The sequence below is a fragment of the Ascidiimonas meishanensis genome, assembly GCF_037782385.1.
Classification (GTDB): Bacteria; Bacteroidota; Bacteroidia; order Flavobacteriales; family Flavobacteriaceae; genus Ascidiimonas; species Ascidiimonas meishanensis.
The window spans coordinates 1,010,366-1,027,777 of sequence record NZ_JBBEXD010000001.1; the positions used below are offsets into that span (position 1 = coordinate 1,010,366).

Annotated in this window: 16 protein-coding genes; 4 read left to right on the forward strand and 12 right to left on the reverse strand. The window is 33.7% G+C overall.

All coding sequences use genetic code 11. The features are described from left to right. The first annotated feature begins 42 nt into the window (after window positions 1-42). From WBG07_RS04465 to WBG07_RS04475, 3 genes are all read left to right on the forward strand, one after another. Entirely contained in the window at window positions 43-1,920 is a 1,878-nt protein-coding gene (locus WBG07_RS04465) for a M61 family metallopeptidase (protein ID WP_340199293.1), read from the forward strand. An 81-nt stretch (window positions 1,921-2,001) separates the two neighbouring features. Further along, the gene (locus WBG07_RS04470) at window positions 2,002-3,264 is read left to right on the forward strand and encodes a DUF819 family protein (RefSeq protein WP_340199294.1); all 1,263 of its coding nucleotides are present in this window, start codon (window positions 2,002-2,004) and stop codon (window positions 3,262-3,264) included. A 50-nt stretch (window positions 3,265-3,314) separates the two neighbouring features. Beyond that, on the forward strand, window positions 3,315-4,034 hold the full coding sequence (locus WBG07_RS04475; RefSeq protein ID WP_340199295.1) for a DUF4369 domain-containing protein: 720 nt from the start codon (window positions 3,315-3,317) through the stop codon (window positions 4,032-4,034). A 48-nt stretch (window positions 4,035-4,082) separates the two neighbouring features. On the opposite strand, the gene WBG07_RS04480 is transcribed toward WBG07_RS04475, so the two are convergent. From WBG07_RS04480 to WBG07_RS04495, 4 genes are read right to left on the reverse strand one after another with little or no spacing between them, the layout of a single operon-like run. Further along, window positions 4,083-4,349, reverse strand: coding sequence for a hypothetical protein (locus tag WBG07_RS04480; RefSeq protein WP_340199296.1), 267 nt, complete (start codon window positions 4,347-4,349; stop codon window positions 4,083-4,085). 30 nt (window positions 4,350-4,379) lie between these two features. Then, complete coding sequence (locus WBG07_RS04485) at window positions 4,380-5,342, reverse strand: type I phosphomannose isomerase catalytic subunit (protein WP_340199327.1); 963 nt, start codon at window positions 5,340-5,342, stop codon at window positions 4,380-4,382. An 8-nt stretch (window positions 5,343-5,350) separates the two neighbouring features. Continuing rightward, complete coding sequence (locus WBG07_RS04490) at window positions 5,351-5,803, reverse strand: peroxiredoxin (RefSeq protein ID WP_340199297.1); 453 nt, start codon at window positions 5,801-5,803, stop codon at window positions 5,351-5,353. A 3-nt stretch (window positions 5,804-5,806) separates the two neighbouring features. Beyond that, window positions 5,807-6,214, reverse strand: a complete 408-nt coding sequence (locus tag WBG07_RS04495; protein WP_340199298.1) for a 6-pyruvoyl trahydropterin synthase family protein — start codon at window positions 6,212-6,214, stop codon at window positions 5,807-5,809. A gap of 71 nt (window positions 6,215-6,285) precedes the next feature. Between WBG07_RS04495 and WBG07_RS04500 the strand changes: the two genes are divergently transcribed. After that, window positions 6,286-7,095, forward strand: coding sequence for an alpha/beta fold hydrolase (locus WBG07_RS04500; protein WP_340199299.1), 810 nt, complete (start codon window positions 6,286-6,288; stop codon window positions 7,093-7,095). Here WBG07_RS04500 and idi read toward each other — a convergent pair. The 8 genes from idi to WBG07_RS04540 form a co-directional block, all read right to left on the reverse strand. Next, the gene (gene idi / locus WBG07_RS04505; RefSeq protein ID WP_340199301.1) at window positions 7,075-7,599 is read right to left on the reverse strand and encodes an isopentenyl-diphosphate Delta-isomerase; all 525 of its coding nucleotides are present in this window, start codon (window positions 7,597-7,599) and stop codon (window positions 7,075-7,077) included. The genes WBG07_RS04500 and idi overlap by 21 nt on opposite strands. A gap of 369 nt (window positions 7,600-7,968) precedes the next feature. Next, window positions 7,969-8,640, reverse strand: coding sequence for a response regulator (locus WBG07_RS04510; protein ID WP_340199302.1), 672 nt, complete (start codon window positions 8,638-8,640; stop codon window positions 7,969-7,971). A gap of 19 nt (window positions 8,641-8,659) precedes the next feature. Beyond that, window positions 8,660-10,693, reverse strand: coding sequence for an ATP-binding protein (locus WBG07_RS04515; RefSeq protein WP_340199303.1), 2,034 nt, complete (start codon window positions 10,691-10,693; stop codon window positions 8,660-8,662). 110 nt (window positions 10,694-10,803) lie between these two features. After that, window positions 10,804-10,962, reverse strand: coding sequence for a hypothetical protein (locus tag WBG07_RS04520; RefSeq protein WP_340199304.1), 159 nt, complete (start codon window positions 10,960-10,962; stop codon window positions 10,804-10,806). Window positions 10,963-11,174: 212 nt separating this feature from the next. After that, the gene (locus WBG07_RS04525) at window positions 11,175-11,909 is read right to left on the reverse strand and encodes a LytR/AlgR family response regulator transcription factor (protein WP_340199305.1); all 735 of its coding nucleotides are present in this window, start codon (window positions 11,907-11,909) and stop codon (window positions 11,175-11,177) included. Window positions 11,910-12,207: 298 nt separating this feature from the next. Then, window positions 12,208-14,151 carry an OmpA family protein gene (locus WBG07_RS04530; protein ID WP_340199306.1) on the reverse strand — a complete coding sequence of 648 codons (1,944 nt, stop codon included), beginning with the start codon at window positions 14,149-14,151 and terminating at the stop codon, window positions 12,208-12,210. A gap of 11 nt (window positions 14,152-14,162) precedes the next feature. After that, window positions 14,163-15,122 carry a PorP/SprF family type IX secretion system membrane protein gene (locus WBG07_RS04535; RefSeq protein WP_340199328.1) on the reverse strand — a complete coding sequence of 320 codons (960 nt, stop codon included), beginning with the start codon at window positions 15,120-15,122 and terminating at the stop codon, window positions 14,163-14,165. A 51-nt stretch (window positions 15,123-15,173) separates the two neighbouring features. Continuing rightward, the coding region (locus WBG07_RS04540; RefSeq protein WP_340199308.1) for a DUF7507 domain-containing protein at window positions 15,174-17,412 on the reverse strand (2,239 nt) is incomplete at its 5' end.

Genomic DNA, 17,412 nt, shown 5'->3' on the forward strand with positions numbered 1-17,412 from the left:
GTAACTACGTAATTATGTTTTAAAACTTCAACGAAATTTTTTATGAAGAATTTATTTATCGCATTTATAGCTATTATTCTAATTAGTGGCTGTACTCCTAAGCCAAATGATCTTGTAAATTCTCGTCCGGTAGTAGCTACCATTGATTTAGTAAATGTTACTGATGATAAAGTTATGGTAGAAATGAATCCTGGTAGATTTACCAATGAGACGGTCACTTTTTTTATTCCCAAAACAGTGCCAGGAACTTACAGCACAGATAACTATGGGCAGTATATTGAAGATTTCAAAGCCTTAAGCTATACTAACGAATTGCTTGAAGCAACTCAAATAGATGAAAATTCATGGCAAATTACAAATGCTCCAAACTTAGATAAAATTACTTATTGGGTTAATGACACCTATGATAGCGAAAAGACCAAAGAAGAACCGGTTTTCTCTCCAGCAGGCACAAATATTGAAAAAGATACCAATTTTGTTTTAAACCTTCACAATTTTGTTGGTTATTTTAACACCCTTGAAAATCTTAATTACGAACTCCGTATTAAATCACCTAACAATTTAGAAGGTTATACAACGCTTAACCGAGTTGAAGCGCAAGAAAATCTTTCAAGCGAAAACCATCACACAGATATTTATTTAGCTAATCGATATTTTGAGGTGATTGATAATCCCATACTTTATACTACTCCAGACTCGGAAACTTTCATTGTAAATGATATTGCCGTAACACTTAGTGTTTATTCCCCCAACAAAATATACACTGCTACTTCCATCAAAAAAGAAATGGAAAAGATGATGAAGGCTCAAAAAGCATTTTTAGGAGATATTAACAGCACAAAAAAATATAATATTTTGTTGTATTTATCTTCCATGGATAAAGATGATGCGAGAGGTTTTGGTGCATTAGAGCATCATACCTCTACAACCGTTGTTTTACCAGAGTCAATTCCCGCAAAAGCACTAGCAGATGCTATGGTAGATGTGGTTTCTCATGAGTTTTTTCATATTGTAACACCTTTAAGTGTTCATTCCGAAGAAATTCATAACTTTAATTATAACAATCCAAAAATGTCAAAGCATCTTTGGATGTATGAAGGAGTCACAGAATATTTTGCAAATTTATTTCAAATAAACCAAGGTCTTATTGGTAGTGAGGAGTTCTACAATAGGCTCATGACGAAAATAGAACGGGCAGATAGTTTTGATGACAACATGTCTTTTACTGAAATGAGTAAAAATATTTTAGAGGAGCCCTACAAAGAAAATTATGCTAATGTTTATGAGAAAGGAGCGCTTATTGGAATGTGCCTTGATCTTATCATTAGAGAGCAGAGTAATGGCGAGAAAGGTATTCTTTGGTTAATGAAACAACTCTCCCAAAAATATGGTAAAAACCGACCTTTTAAAGATGATGAAATAATACCACAAATTGTAGCATTAACCTATCCTGAAGTAGGCACCTTTTTTGAAACTCATGTTGTTGGTAATACACCTATAAATTATGAAAAATACTTTTCCAAAGTAGGTTTGACTTTTGGTATGGAAACCCAAGAAACCGGATTTTTATTTCAGGGGCAAGAACCGTTTATCAATGTAAATGAGAGTACTAAGGAAATTTTTATTAGATCTGGGATTCCTTTAAACTCCTTTTTTACAGAACTACAATTAATGCCAGAAGATGTTATTAAAAAAATAAATGGTATGGAGTATTCTCTTGACAATATTAGAGATATGGTAGGGGTTTCTTTTACATGGAAGCCGGGAGATACAATTGAGTTTATGGTTAAAAGGAAGGATGAAGAAATGATTATTAAAGGAGAGATAGTTGCCCCTGTGAGAACAGTTAGAAAGCTACAGGAAGATGCCAATGCAAGTACCGCTCAGGTTGACTTAAGAAATTCGTGGTTTAGAAATTGATTATAAAAGTATGCTTTTAAAAAAGGTAATATTAAGCTACCTTTTTTTGTTTAATATTTTTTGTACTTTTCAAAAAAAACAATGCACGATCCCCTCATAAAAGACGATACTATTGTATTTGGTCTGTTATTCCTTTCTCTAGGCTTAGTTTTTTATACTTCTTCCATCAAAAAAGGTTTTTGGGCTAAATTCTATAAATACGTACCAGTATTACTTATGTGCTATCTTATACCAGCCATTTTAGCAACTACTGGACTAATTTCTGATGAAATTTCAAGAACCTATTTTATAGCCAGTAGATATTTACTTCCAGCGGCTATTATTCTCATGACACTGAGTATTGACTTAAAAGCCATTTTCAACTTAGGTCCTAAAGCACTTATTATGTTTTTTACGGGTACCGTAGGCATTATTATTGGAGGTCCTATAGCAATATTACTGGTATCATTAGTTTCACCAGAAACCGTAGGAGGAAATGATTTTGATGCCATCTGGAGAGGTCTTGCAACCATAGCAGGTAGTTGGATAGGAGGAGGAGCCAATCAAGCGGCAATGCTAGAAATATTTAAATTCAATGGCGACAAATACGGAGCTATGGTATTAGTAGATATTGTAATGGCAAATGTATGGATGGCTGTTATTCTATTGGGAATAGGTAAAAATACTAAAATAGATAATTGGTTGAAAGCAGATAGTAGTGCCATTGAAGAGCTTAAACAAAAAGTAGCTCTTTTTACTGAAAAAATAACCAGAAATCCCTCTTTAACTGATATCATTATCATATTGTCTTTAGCATTTACAGGAGTTGGATTGGCTCATTGGGGTGCAAATGGTATCTCCGAGTTTCTCAAAACTACTTTTGAAGCCATCCAAGATAAAAAGAATGCTTTGTCTTCTTTTGGATCTCAGTTCTTTTGGATGATTACAATAGCTACCATACTAGGCATATTTCTGTCTTTTACAAAAGCGCGGAATTATGAAGGAGCAGGCGCTAGTAAAATAGGTAGCTTATTTATCTACATTCTGGTTGCCACTATTGGAATGAAAATGGATTTAACCAAGGTAGTAGAAAATCCAGGGCTGCTAGTTGTTGGTTTTATTTGGATTTCCATTCATGCCGGTTTGTTAATTCTAATTGCCAAACTAATTAAAGCCCCGTATTTCTTTCTTGCAGTAGGGAGTCAGGCAAATGTTGGTGGAGCTGCCTCAGCACCAGTAGTAGCGGCTGCGTTTCACCCTTCTCTTGCAACAGTTGGTGTGCTCTTAGCTGTCTTTGGATATGTTGTTGGTACTTACGGAGCTTTACTTTGTGCATATTTGATGGAAATAGCTTCAAATGTTTAGTTTTTTAAGGAGAATTGAAGATATTTGCCCATCCAAATTTTTAAATATTTATGAAGCAATTTATACTCGTAGTCTTTAGTCTATTTCTTATTACCTCATGCAGTAATGATGAAACTGAGAAAACAATGACCGTATCAGGTAATGTGAAAGGGTTAAAAAAAGGAGTCCTTTACCTTCAAAAAATTCAAGACACTACGCTAGTAGCGGTAGATTCTTTAGTTGTGAATGGTGATAGTAATTTTAAATTTTCTACAGAGCTAGAAAGCCCGGAAGTCTTTTATTTATATCTCAATAAAAAAAACGGTGATGAAATTAATGATCGGATTACCTTTTTTGGAGAACCAGGGAATATCACCATCAATACAAATCTCGATTTCTTTGAAGTGTCATCTAAAGTTGAAGGCTCTGTTACCCATGAAAAGCTGGAACAATACAAGAAAATGATGTCTAAGTTCAAAGAGCGTAATCTGGAACTCATAAAAAGTGATTTTGAAGCTCGAAAAGCAAAAGATACCATAAAAGTAGATTCTATTCAGAAGCAGGCAGATAAAAATTTGATGCGTGGTTATCTGTATACTTTAAACTTTGCCTTGACCAATAAAGACAGTTATATTGCCCCTTATATTGCCCTTTCTGAAGCTTTTGATGCTAAGGTTAAATATTTGGATACCATATACAAATCGCTTTCTCCTGAAGTAGCAAGTTCTAAGTATGGCAGAAGCTTAAGAGAATACATCACACAGATTAAAGCTCAGGAAAAAGATAAATAGTAAAACAAAGCCTCCATTTTCTGGAGGCTTTTTATAGTTTTAAAAAGTTTAAAGATTATTTATTTTTTCAGCAAGAGTTTTACTTTTCTCTTCCAGTTCATTGTAAACCCCTTTTAGGTGTTTTTGCCTGTTTTCTACGGCTCTATCGTTAACTTTAATTATCAATTCATCAAAAGTAGCTATGGCCTCGTCAATTATAGCATTTCCTTTTTCGTTGTTATAATTTTGAGTTGACATCTCCCATACATATACTGCATCAATAATATCTCCCAGCACATTATTGATGTCTTTTTTTAAGTTTCTTATACTTCCCATAATATTAAAGTTTTTGCAAAAATACATTTATTACATATATACCTGAAGAATTTCCACATTTTTGGTATTGAAAATTAGCTCTTTTGAATTTGCTGGAATTAACACTGTTTCTCCTTTTTTCAAAGAAGTCTTACCATATTCATTAGCAATAGTTGTTTCACCATTCACACAAATGTAAACGCTGAAAGAATCTAGATTTTCAATGTTAATAGTGAGATCTTGATTCGCTTTTAGAAACTTGGTAGTGAAATATGGACATTTAACCATCTCAGTTATTTCATTGGATCTTTTTTCGTAAGAAACCTTAAAATCATCTTTCTTACTGTAATCAATAGCGTCTAAGGCTAATTCTGTATGTAATTCTCTTGAGTTGCCATCCTTATCCTTTCTATTCCAATCATAAACACGGTAAGTGATGTCGGAAGTTTGTTGAATTTCAGCCAATAAAACCCCTGCGCCAATTGCATGAATTTTACCTGTATTTATAAAAAAAGTATCTCCCTTGGTAACCTTTTCACAATTAAGAATTTCTGATAGTGCATTTTTATCTAAATGCGTTTGATATTCTTCTTTGGTTACATCTCTATTGAATCCTACTATCAGCTCTGCATTTTCGTCTGCCTGCATTACATGCCACATTTCCGTCTTGCCAAAACTATTGTGTCTTTTCTTTGCTAATTCATCATTTGGATGCAACTGAATAGATAGATCCTGTTTTGCATCAATAAACTTAATGAGCACTGGAAACTCTGTGCCGTAAGCATCATATACCTTCTTCCCTAGCAATGATGATCGGTACGTTTCTATAAGCTCATTTAATTTGGTGCCTTTAAGCTCACCGTTAATTACCTCAGAAATAGAACCTTCAACTCCAGAAATTTCCCAACTTTCACCAATTAAATCTCCTTCAACAGATTTACCCAGTTTATCTCTTAGCTTAGTGCCACCCCATAATCGTTCTTTGTATTGGGGGGCAAATTTTAAAGGATACAAATTCATCATTATTCATTTTTTAGTATTGCAAGTGCTTTTTTCATGTGTATGGATCCACTCATATTATTGAACACCATTATCGCTTTGCCTTCTTTATTAAAAACATAAGTTTCTCTACCAGGTAATATTCCTAATAGCGATTTTGGTACTCCAAAGAGTTTTCTGACCTTATTACCTTTATCTGATAAAAGCCTAAAAGGTAGTTTATAATAATCAGAAAATTTCTGGTGACTTTTTTCAGAATCTCCACTAATTCCTATAACCTCTGCTCCAAGCTTTTGAAATTCTTCATAACTGTCCCTAAAAGAGCATACTTCCTTGGTGCAACCAGGAGTAAAGTCTTTAGGATAAAAAAAGATAACCACTTTTTTATGCCCTATTAAATCCTTACTTAAAAATGAGTCTCCATTTTGATCTTTCAAGCTAAATTCCGGTAAAGTACTTCCTGCTTTTAAACTCATTGTTTATCCCCTATAGGTTACATAATTCCTTGGTGTCTCATACAAAACCACCTCAAGTTCCAATTCAGGAGTAATATACTTACGCAATTTATTCCATATCACCACTGCAATATTCTCGGCAGTTGGATTTAACGATTTGAATTCTGGAACTTCTACATTCAAGTTTTTATGATCTAAACTATCTTCTACATGCTCTTTTATTAAATCTTTTAGAACTTTCATATCCATTACAAATCCTGTTTCAGGATCTATTAATCCCTTTACTCCCACAATTAATTCATAATTATGACCATGATAATTGGGGTTACTACATTTTCCAAAAACGTTTTGGTTTTTTTCCTCTGAATAGTCTTCACGATAGAGGCGATGAGCTGCATTAAAATGAGCCTTCCGATGTACAGTAACTTTCATTAAATTAGCTTTTAAATATATTAATCTTGAAAATTTTTACAAAAATTCTACACGTTTTAAGTTGGTTTTTCTTGATAACGCTAATAAGTCTTATAATTAGTTTTTATTGGTTTTCAAAAGCACCTAGCAATGAGAAAATTATAGATGATTTCAATGAGTTAGGAGTCTCAACAAAGATACGGTATTTAAATTATGATTCCAGAAATGTTCGTATTGTTTCAGAAACAAAGTATGATACATCAAAACCTACTCTTTTGTTTATTCATGGTTCTATAGGTTCTAGTCTAGATTTTATGTATTACTGGAGTGATCCATATCTAAGACAACAAGTAAATATTGTTAGCTATGATAGAATAGGATACGGCCCAAATCAACAAGGAGAAGTTCTAAATTCTATAGCTAAAGAAACGGATTTAGTAAAGAAAATTATCAATCGTTTAAAACCAACTAGTTTAATTATCGTTGGATATTCCTATGGCGGCCCTATTGCATTAAACTATGCATTGAAAAATGAGGTATCAAAGATTGTATTGTTAGCTCCTGCTCTTTATTCAGAATATGAAATGATCCCGCCTATGGCTCATTTATACAAGAATAAAATCCTAAGAACTATAGTTCCTGATATTTGGAAAAGTGCTTCCAAAGAAAAATTAGATCATCAAAAACAATTGAAAGAATTAGAACCAAATTGGTCTAAAATAAAAACAAAATTACTTGTAATTCATGGTAAAGATGATTGGATCGTTCCTGTTGAGAATAGCATACTTTTAAAAAAACAAATCCCAGATATCAAATTTATAAAATTATCTAATGAAGGTCACGGACTCATTTGGAGCAGCGCCAAAAGGATTCAAAAAGAACTATTTGAGTTTCTCCAATGAATGATAAAAACGCTCAAAAATAATTTTAAACCAAGCTGTATATACTTCTGGGTTTTTCAATAAGTCTTTATGCACATCATCTAAAGCCATCCATTTCCAAGATGCTACTTCTTCTTGATTAATTTTAGGTTCATTTTCAAAACTTCCGACTAATACATGATCTAACTCATGTTCAGTGAGTCCATTATCAAATGGAGCTTTATAAATAAAACTAAGCACCTCCTCTAAATCTGTAGTAAAGCCCATTTCTTCAAATAGCCTTCTTTTACCGGCATCTACGTTAGACTCTCCATCTCGTTGATGACTGCAACAAGTATTTGTCCAAAGACCCGGAGAGTGGTACTTATGTAACGCTCGTTGCTGCAACATTAATTCATCTTTGGAGTTTACTATAAAAACAGAAAAAGCCCTGTGTAAAACACCTTTTTCATGTGCTTCCATTTTAGGCATCAATCCAATAGGATTGTCATTCTGATCTACTAATATTACTTTTTCTTCTTTCATAATCAAAAATATACATTTGAAGGAAAAACAGAAAAATTTTATGATAAAACGTTAAATAAAAACTTAAGAAGACATGATTTCCGGATCCCCTCCAGGATTATCCCAATGGATAACCCTGAGAGTTTCACCGTTGATTGTTGGCCCCCCAACAATTACTCTTAAACCATTTTGAAGAATGATAAGTTCTTCCATTAATGAGAGTCTGATTAATAACTACTCATCAATAACTAAATCTGTAAAACTAAAGTTTGACGGACTTTAATTGCTTTACAAGCCAAAAGTATTTATAATGAATGTATTTAAGGTGTAGCAAAAGCACAAAAAAAGTACGGTTATACCGTACTTTTTAATAAAATTGAGCGAAATTTCCTATATAAACCCTCTATTTCTGGCTTCCCGTAATAAAATCTCATCATCACCATCGCCAATTCCGAAAAGTTCTTTGATTTGATTCTTCCGTTTTTCTATAGCACTTAAAGACAACCCTACATGATCTGTTAGGTTCTTTGTCTTTACCCCACGAGAAAGGTGATAGAGAATTTTCATGTTTTTTTCATCTAAAGAAAAGTCGTTTTTAATTCTTAATCTTTGATGGTTTTTAACTGTACTGCTATAATAGGGCGGATTGTTTAGAACCATTTTAAATGCCAAAAGTAACTCACTAGAGGTAAGATCACTCTTAATTAAGAAACCATCTGGATCAATATTTTTAAGAATATTGTGTATTCTATGGTTTTCATTATACATAGTTAAAACAATAATCTTAGTTTTTGGCATCAATTGCCTAACCTTTAGAGCTAAATCCTCACCAGAAGTAATAAGTTCTTCTCTTGATGGAGGCAGATTAATATCAACAAAAACAACATCAAAGGGCCTAAATTGAGCCGCCGATTTAATTTCGTCATAGGCACTATCGCAATCGGAAGCTGTAGTAACTTCAATATAATACTCCAAATCGTCTGCACCAAGTAAGGTATTTTTATATCCTTCAAGAATCATCGGATGGTCATCCACCATCAAAATATTCAATTTCTTTTCCATTTATGAGGCTTAAAATAAATTATGCTGAAACGTTTATACTAATGTTTGTACCCCCTCCCACAGCAGAGTTAAGTTGTAGCTTCCCTCCAATTTCTTTCACTCTAGATTTAATATTTTTAAGGCCAATACCATTTTTGATCTTATTACTATCAAAGCCTACACCATCATCGGAAATATCTATTTGAAGGGAATCATCATTCTTTTTAAATGTTAATTTAATATTTCTAGCATTGGCATGCTTATTTATATTTTGGAGGGCCTCTTGAATAATTCTATAAAGATGAATCTTAACTTTATTAGACATCGTCTCCCAGCTAATATGGGAATCACTCTGAAATTTATATTCCAAATTCCCTAGTTGCGCTTGAGAGGAGATCAAGTTACTTATAACTTCTGTATATCCCAAATTTGAATCATAAATTTCGGTATTAAGATCATGAGATATTTGTCTTATCTCCTGCTCTATAGACTTTAATTCATCTATATACTTTGTGCGAGTTTGAATTGTTTGTTCATCGTTTCTTAAATTTAAGCTATCTAAATTGAGTCTCGTGCCAAACAATTTACTTAGAACCCCATCATGGAGTTCCTGAGATATACGTTTTTTCTCCTGCTGCCTACCTTCTTCTAACTTTTGCTGTTGCGATAACATCAAATTATAAATCTCTTCATTCTTCTCTTGTTGCGCTTTACTAAATTTTAACTCTTTATTTTTTTCCTGCTGCTTTCTTATAATATAAATAAAGATCCCAAACATAAGTAACACAGCTGAAATACCTATAAACAAGTCTTTCTGTTTAGATATTTCTTTATTCTTCTGCTCTATTTGATCTGTTTCAAACCGAATTCTTGCAAACTTATTTCTTATTTTACGTTCTGCTTCTTGTAAGCTTTCGCTTATTTCCATGTGCTGTTTGGCAGCTTTCCAACCATCCTTCCCGTTATCGATATCTGATAATAACTTTAGTGGAGTTAACATATCTCCATAACTTTGTGTGTCTTCCGCTAATGTTAATGCGTCAGTTACATACTTCTTTGCTGATAGCGTGTCTTGCTGCGAAAGATAGAATTCCGCAATATGCACATTATTAATTATTTGACCTGGAACATCACCAATACTGTCTCTTATCTTTAGAGAATATAAAAAAAATTCCGGTAGCCCTTGGGTTTCGCCTAAAAGTAATTGAGCATAACTTAAATTATCTAATAACATTGCATACTGTTTGGTATGCAATGTGTCAATTTTTTCAAATGACAAAGCCTTCTCATAATATTCTATTGCTTTGGCATACATTTCCAGATTCTGGTAAACCACACCTAAATTATTCAAAGAGGTAATTTCAGATTTACTGCCCACCCCTGCTATTTTTGCATAATCCAACGATTTATTATGATATTCTATTGCTTTATCATAATCCTTTAATTCATTAGATATTATCCCTAAATTATTATAGACCGAAGAAAGTTGCTCATCATCCTTTAGTTTTTTATAAATTGGAATAGCCTCAATCGAAGCGACCTCTCCTGCAATAAAATCCTTTTCATTTTTTTGAATAATACTCATATTTAATAAAGCATCCGCTAATTCTCTTTCCTTTTTAATTTTCCTTAGCATTTTTGTCGCTTCGTAAAAATGAAAATAAGCACTATCGTTTTTGCTAATATTGTAATAATAATTTCCCAAATAACTACTTGCCTTTCCTATACCGAAAGAATCTTTAACCTTTTCAGAATAGTTTTTGATAATCAGAGTAAACCTTTTGAACTCTTCCTTATCATTACTGAAAAGAGCTCTTGCCAGATTAAATCCAGATTTAATATAAATAGAATCCTGTGCCAGTTCTTTTGATTTATTAAAAGCTTCTTTTGCATAATTTATCCTGTCAACTTCAGATAATTTTGCGTCGAGGGAGAGTTCTATAAAAGAGTTTATACTATCCCTCAAATGATCAGATTCAGCAATAGAGTCTGGGTAAGTCTGTTTGCATGAGAAAGTAAGGAGAATAAGTGAAAATACCCCAATAAAAAAAAATAATATAGTAAGATTTTTCATATTTATTTATTGAAATAAAAATAAAAAATTTATTCCAAATAAAACCTTTATAACAAAAAATCCCCAATATTAAATAATATTGGGGATTTGAATATGTATATTAGTTCATCTTATCTTGGTCCTACAGGTTTGTCACCTTGATCGCCTGTTTCTGAACCTGTTTCAATATAAACTTCTTCATCAACGTTATTAGGTTCACAAGATACAAAAACACTAGATAAGGTAATAAATGCCACAGCAATGTAAAGTAATTTTAAATTTTTCATCATTCTTTAGTTTTAATTATAGTTATTACGTTTGGTTGAGCTCATTTTATTAAGACTCTAATTAACACTTTCAGCTAGCACGGTGTTTGATATTATACTCAAATATAGGTGTTAAAAATGATCGTTTTATGGAAGAAAAACCTTATTTAGTAGGTGATAGAAGAATCAGAGTAACTAGCAGACAAATAGGGGTGAATGGACTGATTTTCTACTATTTAAAATTCTAGTACGTTTTTATTTTTCATTAAATTTTTCATAGTTTCTACATTTTGCTTATAAGTTCTGGAAAAAGGTATTAGTTCATCCGAAGACTTTATTGAACATTTAGATTTTCCAAAATGAATACGAGAGACATAGTGCGTATTTATAATATAGCTATTATGAACCCTAACAAAATAGCTGGGAAGAGATTCTTCAAAATGTTTCAATGTTTTAAAAGCACTAACTTTTCTACCGTCACTAAGAAAGAAATCAGTATTGTTATTATCGGCTCTTAAATATTGAATATCATCGATCTCTAAAAACTTGTAATCCCCATAAGATTGCAAACACAGTGTATCCTTTCTTTGTTCGCGCTTTTTAGAATATCTAAATAATGCTTTTCGTAGTTCCCTCTTACTTGAAGGTTTTACGATATAATCCAATACACTATGCTTAATAGCCTTCAGTGCGTATTTTTCTGTTGCGGTTACGACAATTACATCTGGCAATTCCGTTAAATAATGAACTAATTCATTTAAAATCGTAAATCTACTAACCTGATCATTTTCTCCAGGAATGTCTGGATCTAAAAATATTAGCTGAGGTGTTTGTTCCAAAATAAGATCTAATGCATCCTCTTCATTATGAGCAATCCCACGACAATAGAAATCAGGAAAACCACTTAAGACACTATGCAAATTGTCTACTGATTTCTTATGGTGATCTACTATGATATAAGAATACTTCATAAATTTTAAGCTCCAACTAAAAAAAATAATTCTTCATGAATCCATCCTTGATAAAGAATACATTTAGTTTATAATTTTCAACTATGAAGTTACTACTATATTCTCTAGCAGAGTTACGGTTTTCCCGCAAAATATTTCAGGACAACCCCTTAATAATAAATTGATTATAAGTATTTTAACTTAATTTTTCTTATTATATACATACGATAAATTAGATACAATAAGGCATCTTTTTCTAACAAAAAACGCTCCTTACAAATAAGGAGCGTTTAAAACTTTAATAAAATGCTTTCTATCTCTATTCTAAGATGACAAATTCAGATCTTCTATTAAGTTGATGTTGTTTGTCAGTACAATTCGCATTGTTTTTACATTCATTAACTAATTGCGTTTCCCCATATCCTCTGCCTGAAAGTCTTGAAATATCAATACCCTTGTTAACCAGGTAATTTATAGTAGCCTTTGCACGACGATCTGATAATCTCATATTATACGAGTCCTTGCCCCTACTATCTGTATGCGATCTTATATCAATCTTTAAGGTAGGATATTTTTCTAATGCAGCTAACACTTTGGCCAACTCCACTTCTGCATCATTTCTAATTTTAGATTTATTTAAGTCGAAATAAATTGGCTGAAGATTTAAAATCTTGGCTAAATCGTCTCCTACTCCAGCTGTTACTGTATCTTTTTCCAATTCAAAATCTAGCTTTAATTCTTCTTTATCATAACTAGCTTCCATAAACTTCTCTTCCGTAGAATATCCTAACTTGGAAGCACGTACAAATAAATCTTTCGTACAGTCTAATATCAAAGAGTAGTTTCCAGTTTGATCTGTAAGTGTTGACTCTAAAATTTCATTCTCTGTATTTCTTACCTCTACTTTAGCATTCTCTAAAGGATCTCTTGAATTCTTATTTAGAACAGTTCCTGCTAAAGGCTTTTTACACGTCTCTATAAGTGGTGCTAATTCCGTTAAAACATAAATATCATCACTTCCCATTCCGCCTGGACGATTAGAGGCAAAGTAACCGCTTTTCGTAGCATCGTCTATAATGAATGTGAAATCATCAGAAGGACTATTAATTGGCTCTCCAACATTGTATATATTTAAAGCTTTTCCTTCTTTATTCAGCCTAGAAACAAAAACATCAAGCCCACCTAAACCAGGATGCCCATCAGAAGCAAAATATAAGTTTCCTCCAGTACTAACGTAAGGAAAGGTTTCTCTACCTTCTGTATTTATTGAAGATCCTAAATTAAGAGGCTCTCCAAAGCTACCATCTTTATTGATTTCAACCATGTAAATATCAGAAAAACCCAAGGTTCCAGGCATATCCGAAGCAAAATACAAGATATTTTCATCCATATTTAAAGCTGGATGGGCTACTGAATAATCATCGCTATTGAATGGCAATTCCTCTTCTTCCTGCCATTCACCTTCTATAAGTGTAGAACGGTATATCTTTAATCTATTAATACCTTCTTTATCTTTACCATAACCATCACTTGAAAAATTATTCCTTGTAAAATAGACGGTGGTTCCATCTTTCGTAAAAGCAGTAGTAGATTCATGATACCTTGTATTGATTCCATCAGAAAACTTAACAACTCCTTCTACAATCTCAGTAGAACTCATTGGCCCACCATATAAATCCAAAAATGGTTCTTGGTTCCATGCATGCTTATATCGAACAAATCTTCCTGTGTCACGTGCTGACGAAAATACCAGGCTTCTTTCATAAAATGAAGGAGCGAAATCTGAGTATTTTGAATTTAAAGGAAATTCTTCAATTTGATATCGCCCTGATTGAAATTTAATAACCTCCAAATATTCCCTTTGTTCTTCAAACAACTTTGCTCTTAAATCTGAATCTTTAGATTTATTAAACTTTGTCATCATTTGATCTGCTTCTTCATACCGCTTTTCAGACTTTAGAGATTGTGCGTATCTGAAATAATATTCAGGTTCTACCTCCACATCTTTAAGTAAAAATAGCTCTCCATACCATTTTGAAGCAGCCGCATAATTAGCATTATAATAATGTGAATTACCGAGCTTTTTAAAAAGTTCAGGTGATTTATAGCCATTATTTGCTACTTTTTCATAAATATCAATTGCCTTTATAAAAGAATAAGTATCGTACTTTTTCTCTGCTCTATTTATTTTGCTTTCTTGAGAAAACAGTGTAAACTGAAGAAGAAATAAAGGGATAAAAAATATAAGTGTAATTTTTCTCATAGTCTATACATTTAGAAGAATCTGGGGGACACAATTTTTTCGAAATTCTTAAATAATTCAAATCTTAAAAATACTTCAAAAGACCCGTTATTAAATTCTGTTCTACCTAGTTCTGTTGTTTCTCGATCATACGCTAAACCAAGCATTAACTGATCTGAAATTTGAAATCCTACTAATGCGCTGACAGCGGCATCCCACCTGTAAGCTGCTCCTAAGGTAAATTTATCATTAAATAAGAAATTAGCAGATAAATCTACTTGTAAAGGTGCTCCTGATACCGCCTTGGTTAGCAAAGCTGGTTTAAACTTTAAATTACTATTTAAATCAAATACATAACCCGTTATTAAATAATAATTAATTCGCTCACCTGCAATATAGGAGACATTTCTCCCCTCAGAATTAAAGGTAGGAGACTCGTCAAAATGATCGGTTTTAAGAAAATTTGGTGCAGACAAACCCAAGTAAAATTTACTGGTATGATAATAAATACCTGCTCCAATATTTGGTGAAAATTTATTGTCTATATTATTTTCCTGTCCTAATTCTGTGGTAAACTGATTTAACTTGGTAAAGTCTATGCTTAATAGATGCCCTCCTGCTTTTAAACCAAAAGATAGCTTTCCTTTTTCTGATGTCTGCACGGTGTATGAAAAAGCAACATCAAAATAGGTCTCTTCATTTACCCCTTCACCTATTCTATCATTAACTATAGAAAGTCCTAAACCTACCTTCCCTTTAGGGCCAATAGGTGAATGTATGTTAAAAGTACCTGTTTCAGGCGCACCATCTAATCCTACCCACTGACTCCTGTATAGTCCGGCAATACTTAAGACACCTCTGTTACCAGCGTATGCAGGATTCACGCTTAAAGTGTTATACATATATTGAGTGTATTGGGCGTCTTGTTGACTCTGCATAAATTGTACAGAAAACATCAACAAAACGATTAAAGCTACATAGTATTTTTTCATCATTTATAACTGTTTATAAAAGATGGAGGGTATTTACTACACCCTCCGTATCTATCTGTTAATATATATATAACCTGCTTTACTCTTACTTTCACCATTTGCAACATAGTCTATGACATAGAAATAGGTGCCAACGGGCAATAATTCGTCTTTTTGAACCGTAGATCTTCCGCTTGATCTTCCATCAAAGAAGTTATTTGAAGGGTTATATCCTTCTGTTTCAAAAACGAGTACACCCCAACGATTATAAATTCTAACCGTATTATCAGGGAAGTTTTGAATATTTCCAATTACCAACACATCATTACTTCCATCTCCATTGGGTGTAATCAATTGATAAACGGTTAAGTCTCCATCACCAGTAGGATTATTAGGATCTAAGTAATCAGGAGTTCCGTCACCATCTGTATCAAAAGCATCGTCTGGATTACCATCACCATTAGGGTCTGGATTCTCATCAATAGTTTCAATAGTATCACCATCGTCATCAGTATCTAAATAATCTGGTGTACCATCATTGTCCGTATCGTCTGGATCCCCTCCATCTCCAGAAGGGTCTAATTCGTATACCGTATCTACTCCGTCACCGTCATCATCAATATCTCTATAATCTACATCTTCTGTGCCGTCAGTATCAGGATACTCATCCTCTGGATTGGTTATACCGTCATTAGAAACATGTCCATCTTCATCATCAAAAGCATCATCTAATCCATCACCATCTTGATCATCTCCAGTTAAAACGCTATCTGCAAAACCATCTCCATTAGAATCATTAGCTTCAATAATATCATCTACGCCATCGTTGTCACTATCTTCGTCTACATAATCGGGCATTCCTTCCCCATCCGTATTAACAGGGTCAATACCTGTATTTGAACCATCCGTATCATAAGCATCGTCTAATCCATCATCATCACTGTCATTCCCAGAAGGTGGTACATAACCATCTGTGGTTTGTGCTTCAATATTATCTGGAATTCCGTCATTATCGCTATCAATATCTAAGAAATCAGGAATGCCATCATTATCAAAATCTCCAGTTCCTTCCAAAACATCAACAATTCCATCATTATCATCATCAATATCTACAGTATTTGGAATGCCATCTCCATCAGTATCTAATAAAACTACTGTTGGATCATCTGGTTCTCCATCACCGTTCGCATCAATATCCGCGCTATTTTCTGGGTCATCTGAATCATCACTCACAGCGCCAATTACTGAGTCTGCTGTCACTTGTGCGATGTTAGTAAATTGCTCGTTATCTATATCCGATTGAGTAATTACATATTCTGCAGTTACTATTCCGGTTTCTCCAGGTAAAAGTGAAGTAATAGGACTTCCACCTGTAATTGTAGCTAACACATCTGTTACCACAATGTTTGTTAAAGTCACATTTCCTGTATTCTCAACAGTGAGTTCATAAGTTACTAGATCTCCTACTCTACTAAAACCTGAAACCGTAGCTCTTTTTAGAAGACTTATAGTGGCTTCTCTATCTATAGTTGTAATTGTTGGATCATCTGGATTACCGTCACTGTCGCTATCAGTATCGGTAGCATCGTCTGGATCATCAGACAAACTTGTTACCGGATTGTTATTTGGATCTTCGCCGGTTACTGTCGCTGTATTGCTAAAGCTTCCCGCATCTATATCGGCTTGTGTAATCGTATAGGTAGCTGTGAAGGTGGTAGTATCACTTGCTCCAGCGGCCAAACTTGCCAGAGGACCTCCACTTACCGTTACTAATGGATCGGTTACCGTAACATTGGTCAATGTAACGTTTCCGGTATTGGTTACTGTAAATACATAACTAATGGTATCGCCTGCATCTACTCGTCCGTCTCCTCCATCATTCAAGGTATCTACTTTGGTGATCGTTATATCGGGTGACTGAGTAATCGTGGTCACTGTTGGATCATCTGGATTACCGTCACTATCGCTATCAATATCGGTAGCATCGTCTGGATCGTCAGACAAGCTAGTTACCGGATTGTTATTTGGATCTTCGCCGGTCACTGTGGCGGTGTTGCTAAAGCTTCCCGCATCTATATCGGCTTGTGTAATCGTATAGGTAGCTGTGAAGGTGGTAGTATCACTTGCTCCTACAGCTAAACTTACCAGAGGACCACCACTTACCGTTACCAATGGATCTGTTACCGTAACATTGGTCAATGTAACGTTTCCAGTATTGGTTACCGTGAATACATAACTAATGGTATCTCCTGCATCTACTCGTCCGTCTCCGCCATCATTCAAGGTATCTACTTTGGTAATGGTGAGTTCG

Bases quoted from the DNA above. Each gene is read 5' to 3' on its own strand.
- WBG07_RS04465 (WP_340199293.1), top strand. From the start codon at position 43: ATGAAGAATTTATTTATCGCATTTATAGCTATTATTCTAATTAGTGGC.
- WBG07_RS04470 (WP_340199294.1), top strand. From the start codon at position 2,002: ATGCACGATCCCCTCATAAAAGACGATACTATTGTATTTGGTCTGTTA.
- WBG07_RS04475 (WP_340199295.1), top strand. From the start codon at position 3,315: ATGAAGCAATTTATACTCGTAGTCTTTAGTCTATTTCTTATTACCTCA.
- WBG07_RS04480 (WP_340199296.1), bottom strand. From the start codon at position 4,349: ATGGGAAGTATAAGAAACTTAAAAAAAGACATCAATAATGTGCTGGGA.
- WBG07_RS04490 (WP_340199297.1), bottom strand. From the start codon at position 5,803: ATGAGTTTAAAAGCAGGAAGTACTTTACCGGAATTTAGCTTGAAAGAT.
- WBG07_RS04495 (WP_340199298.1), bottom strand. From the start codon at position 6,214: ATGAAAGTTACTGTACATCGGAAGGCTCATTTTAATGCAGCTCATCGC.
- idi (WP_340199301.1), bottom strand. From the start codon at position 7,599: ATGAAAGAAGAAAAAGTAATATTAGTAGATCAGAATGACAATCCTATT.
- WBG07_RS04510 (WP_340199302.1), bottom strand. From the start codon at position 8,640: ATGGAAAAGAAATTGAATATTTTGATGGTGGATGACCATCCGATGATT.
- WBG07_RS04515 (WP_340199303.1), bottom strand. From the start codon at position 10,693: ATGAAAAATCTTACTATATTATTTTTTTTTATTGGGGTATTTTCACTT.
- WBG07_RS04520 (WP_340199304.1), bottom strand. From the start codon at position 10,962: ATGATGAAAAATTTAAAATTACTTTACATTGCTGTGGCATTTATTACC.
- WBG07_RS04525 (WP_340199305.1), bottom strand. From the start codon at position 11,909: ATGAAGTATTCTTATATCATAGTAGATCACCATAAGAAATCAGTAGAC.
- WBG07_RS04530 (WP_340199306.1), bottom strand. From the start codon at position 14,151: ATGAGAAAAATTACACTTATATTTTTTATCCCTTTATTTCTTCTTCAG.
- WBG07_RS04535 (WP_340199328.1), bottom strand. From the start codon at position 15,122: ATGAAAAAATACTATGTAGCTTTAATCGTTTTGTTGATGTTTTCTGTA.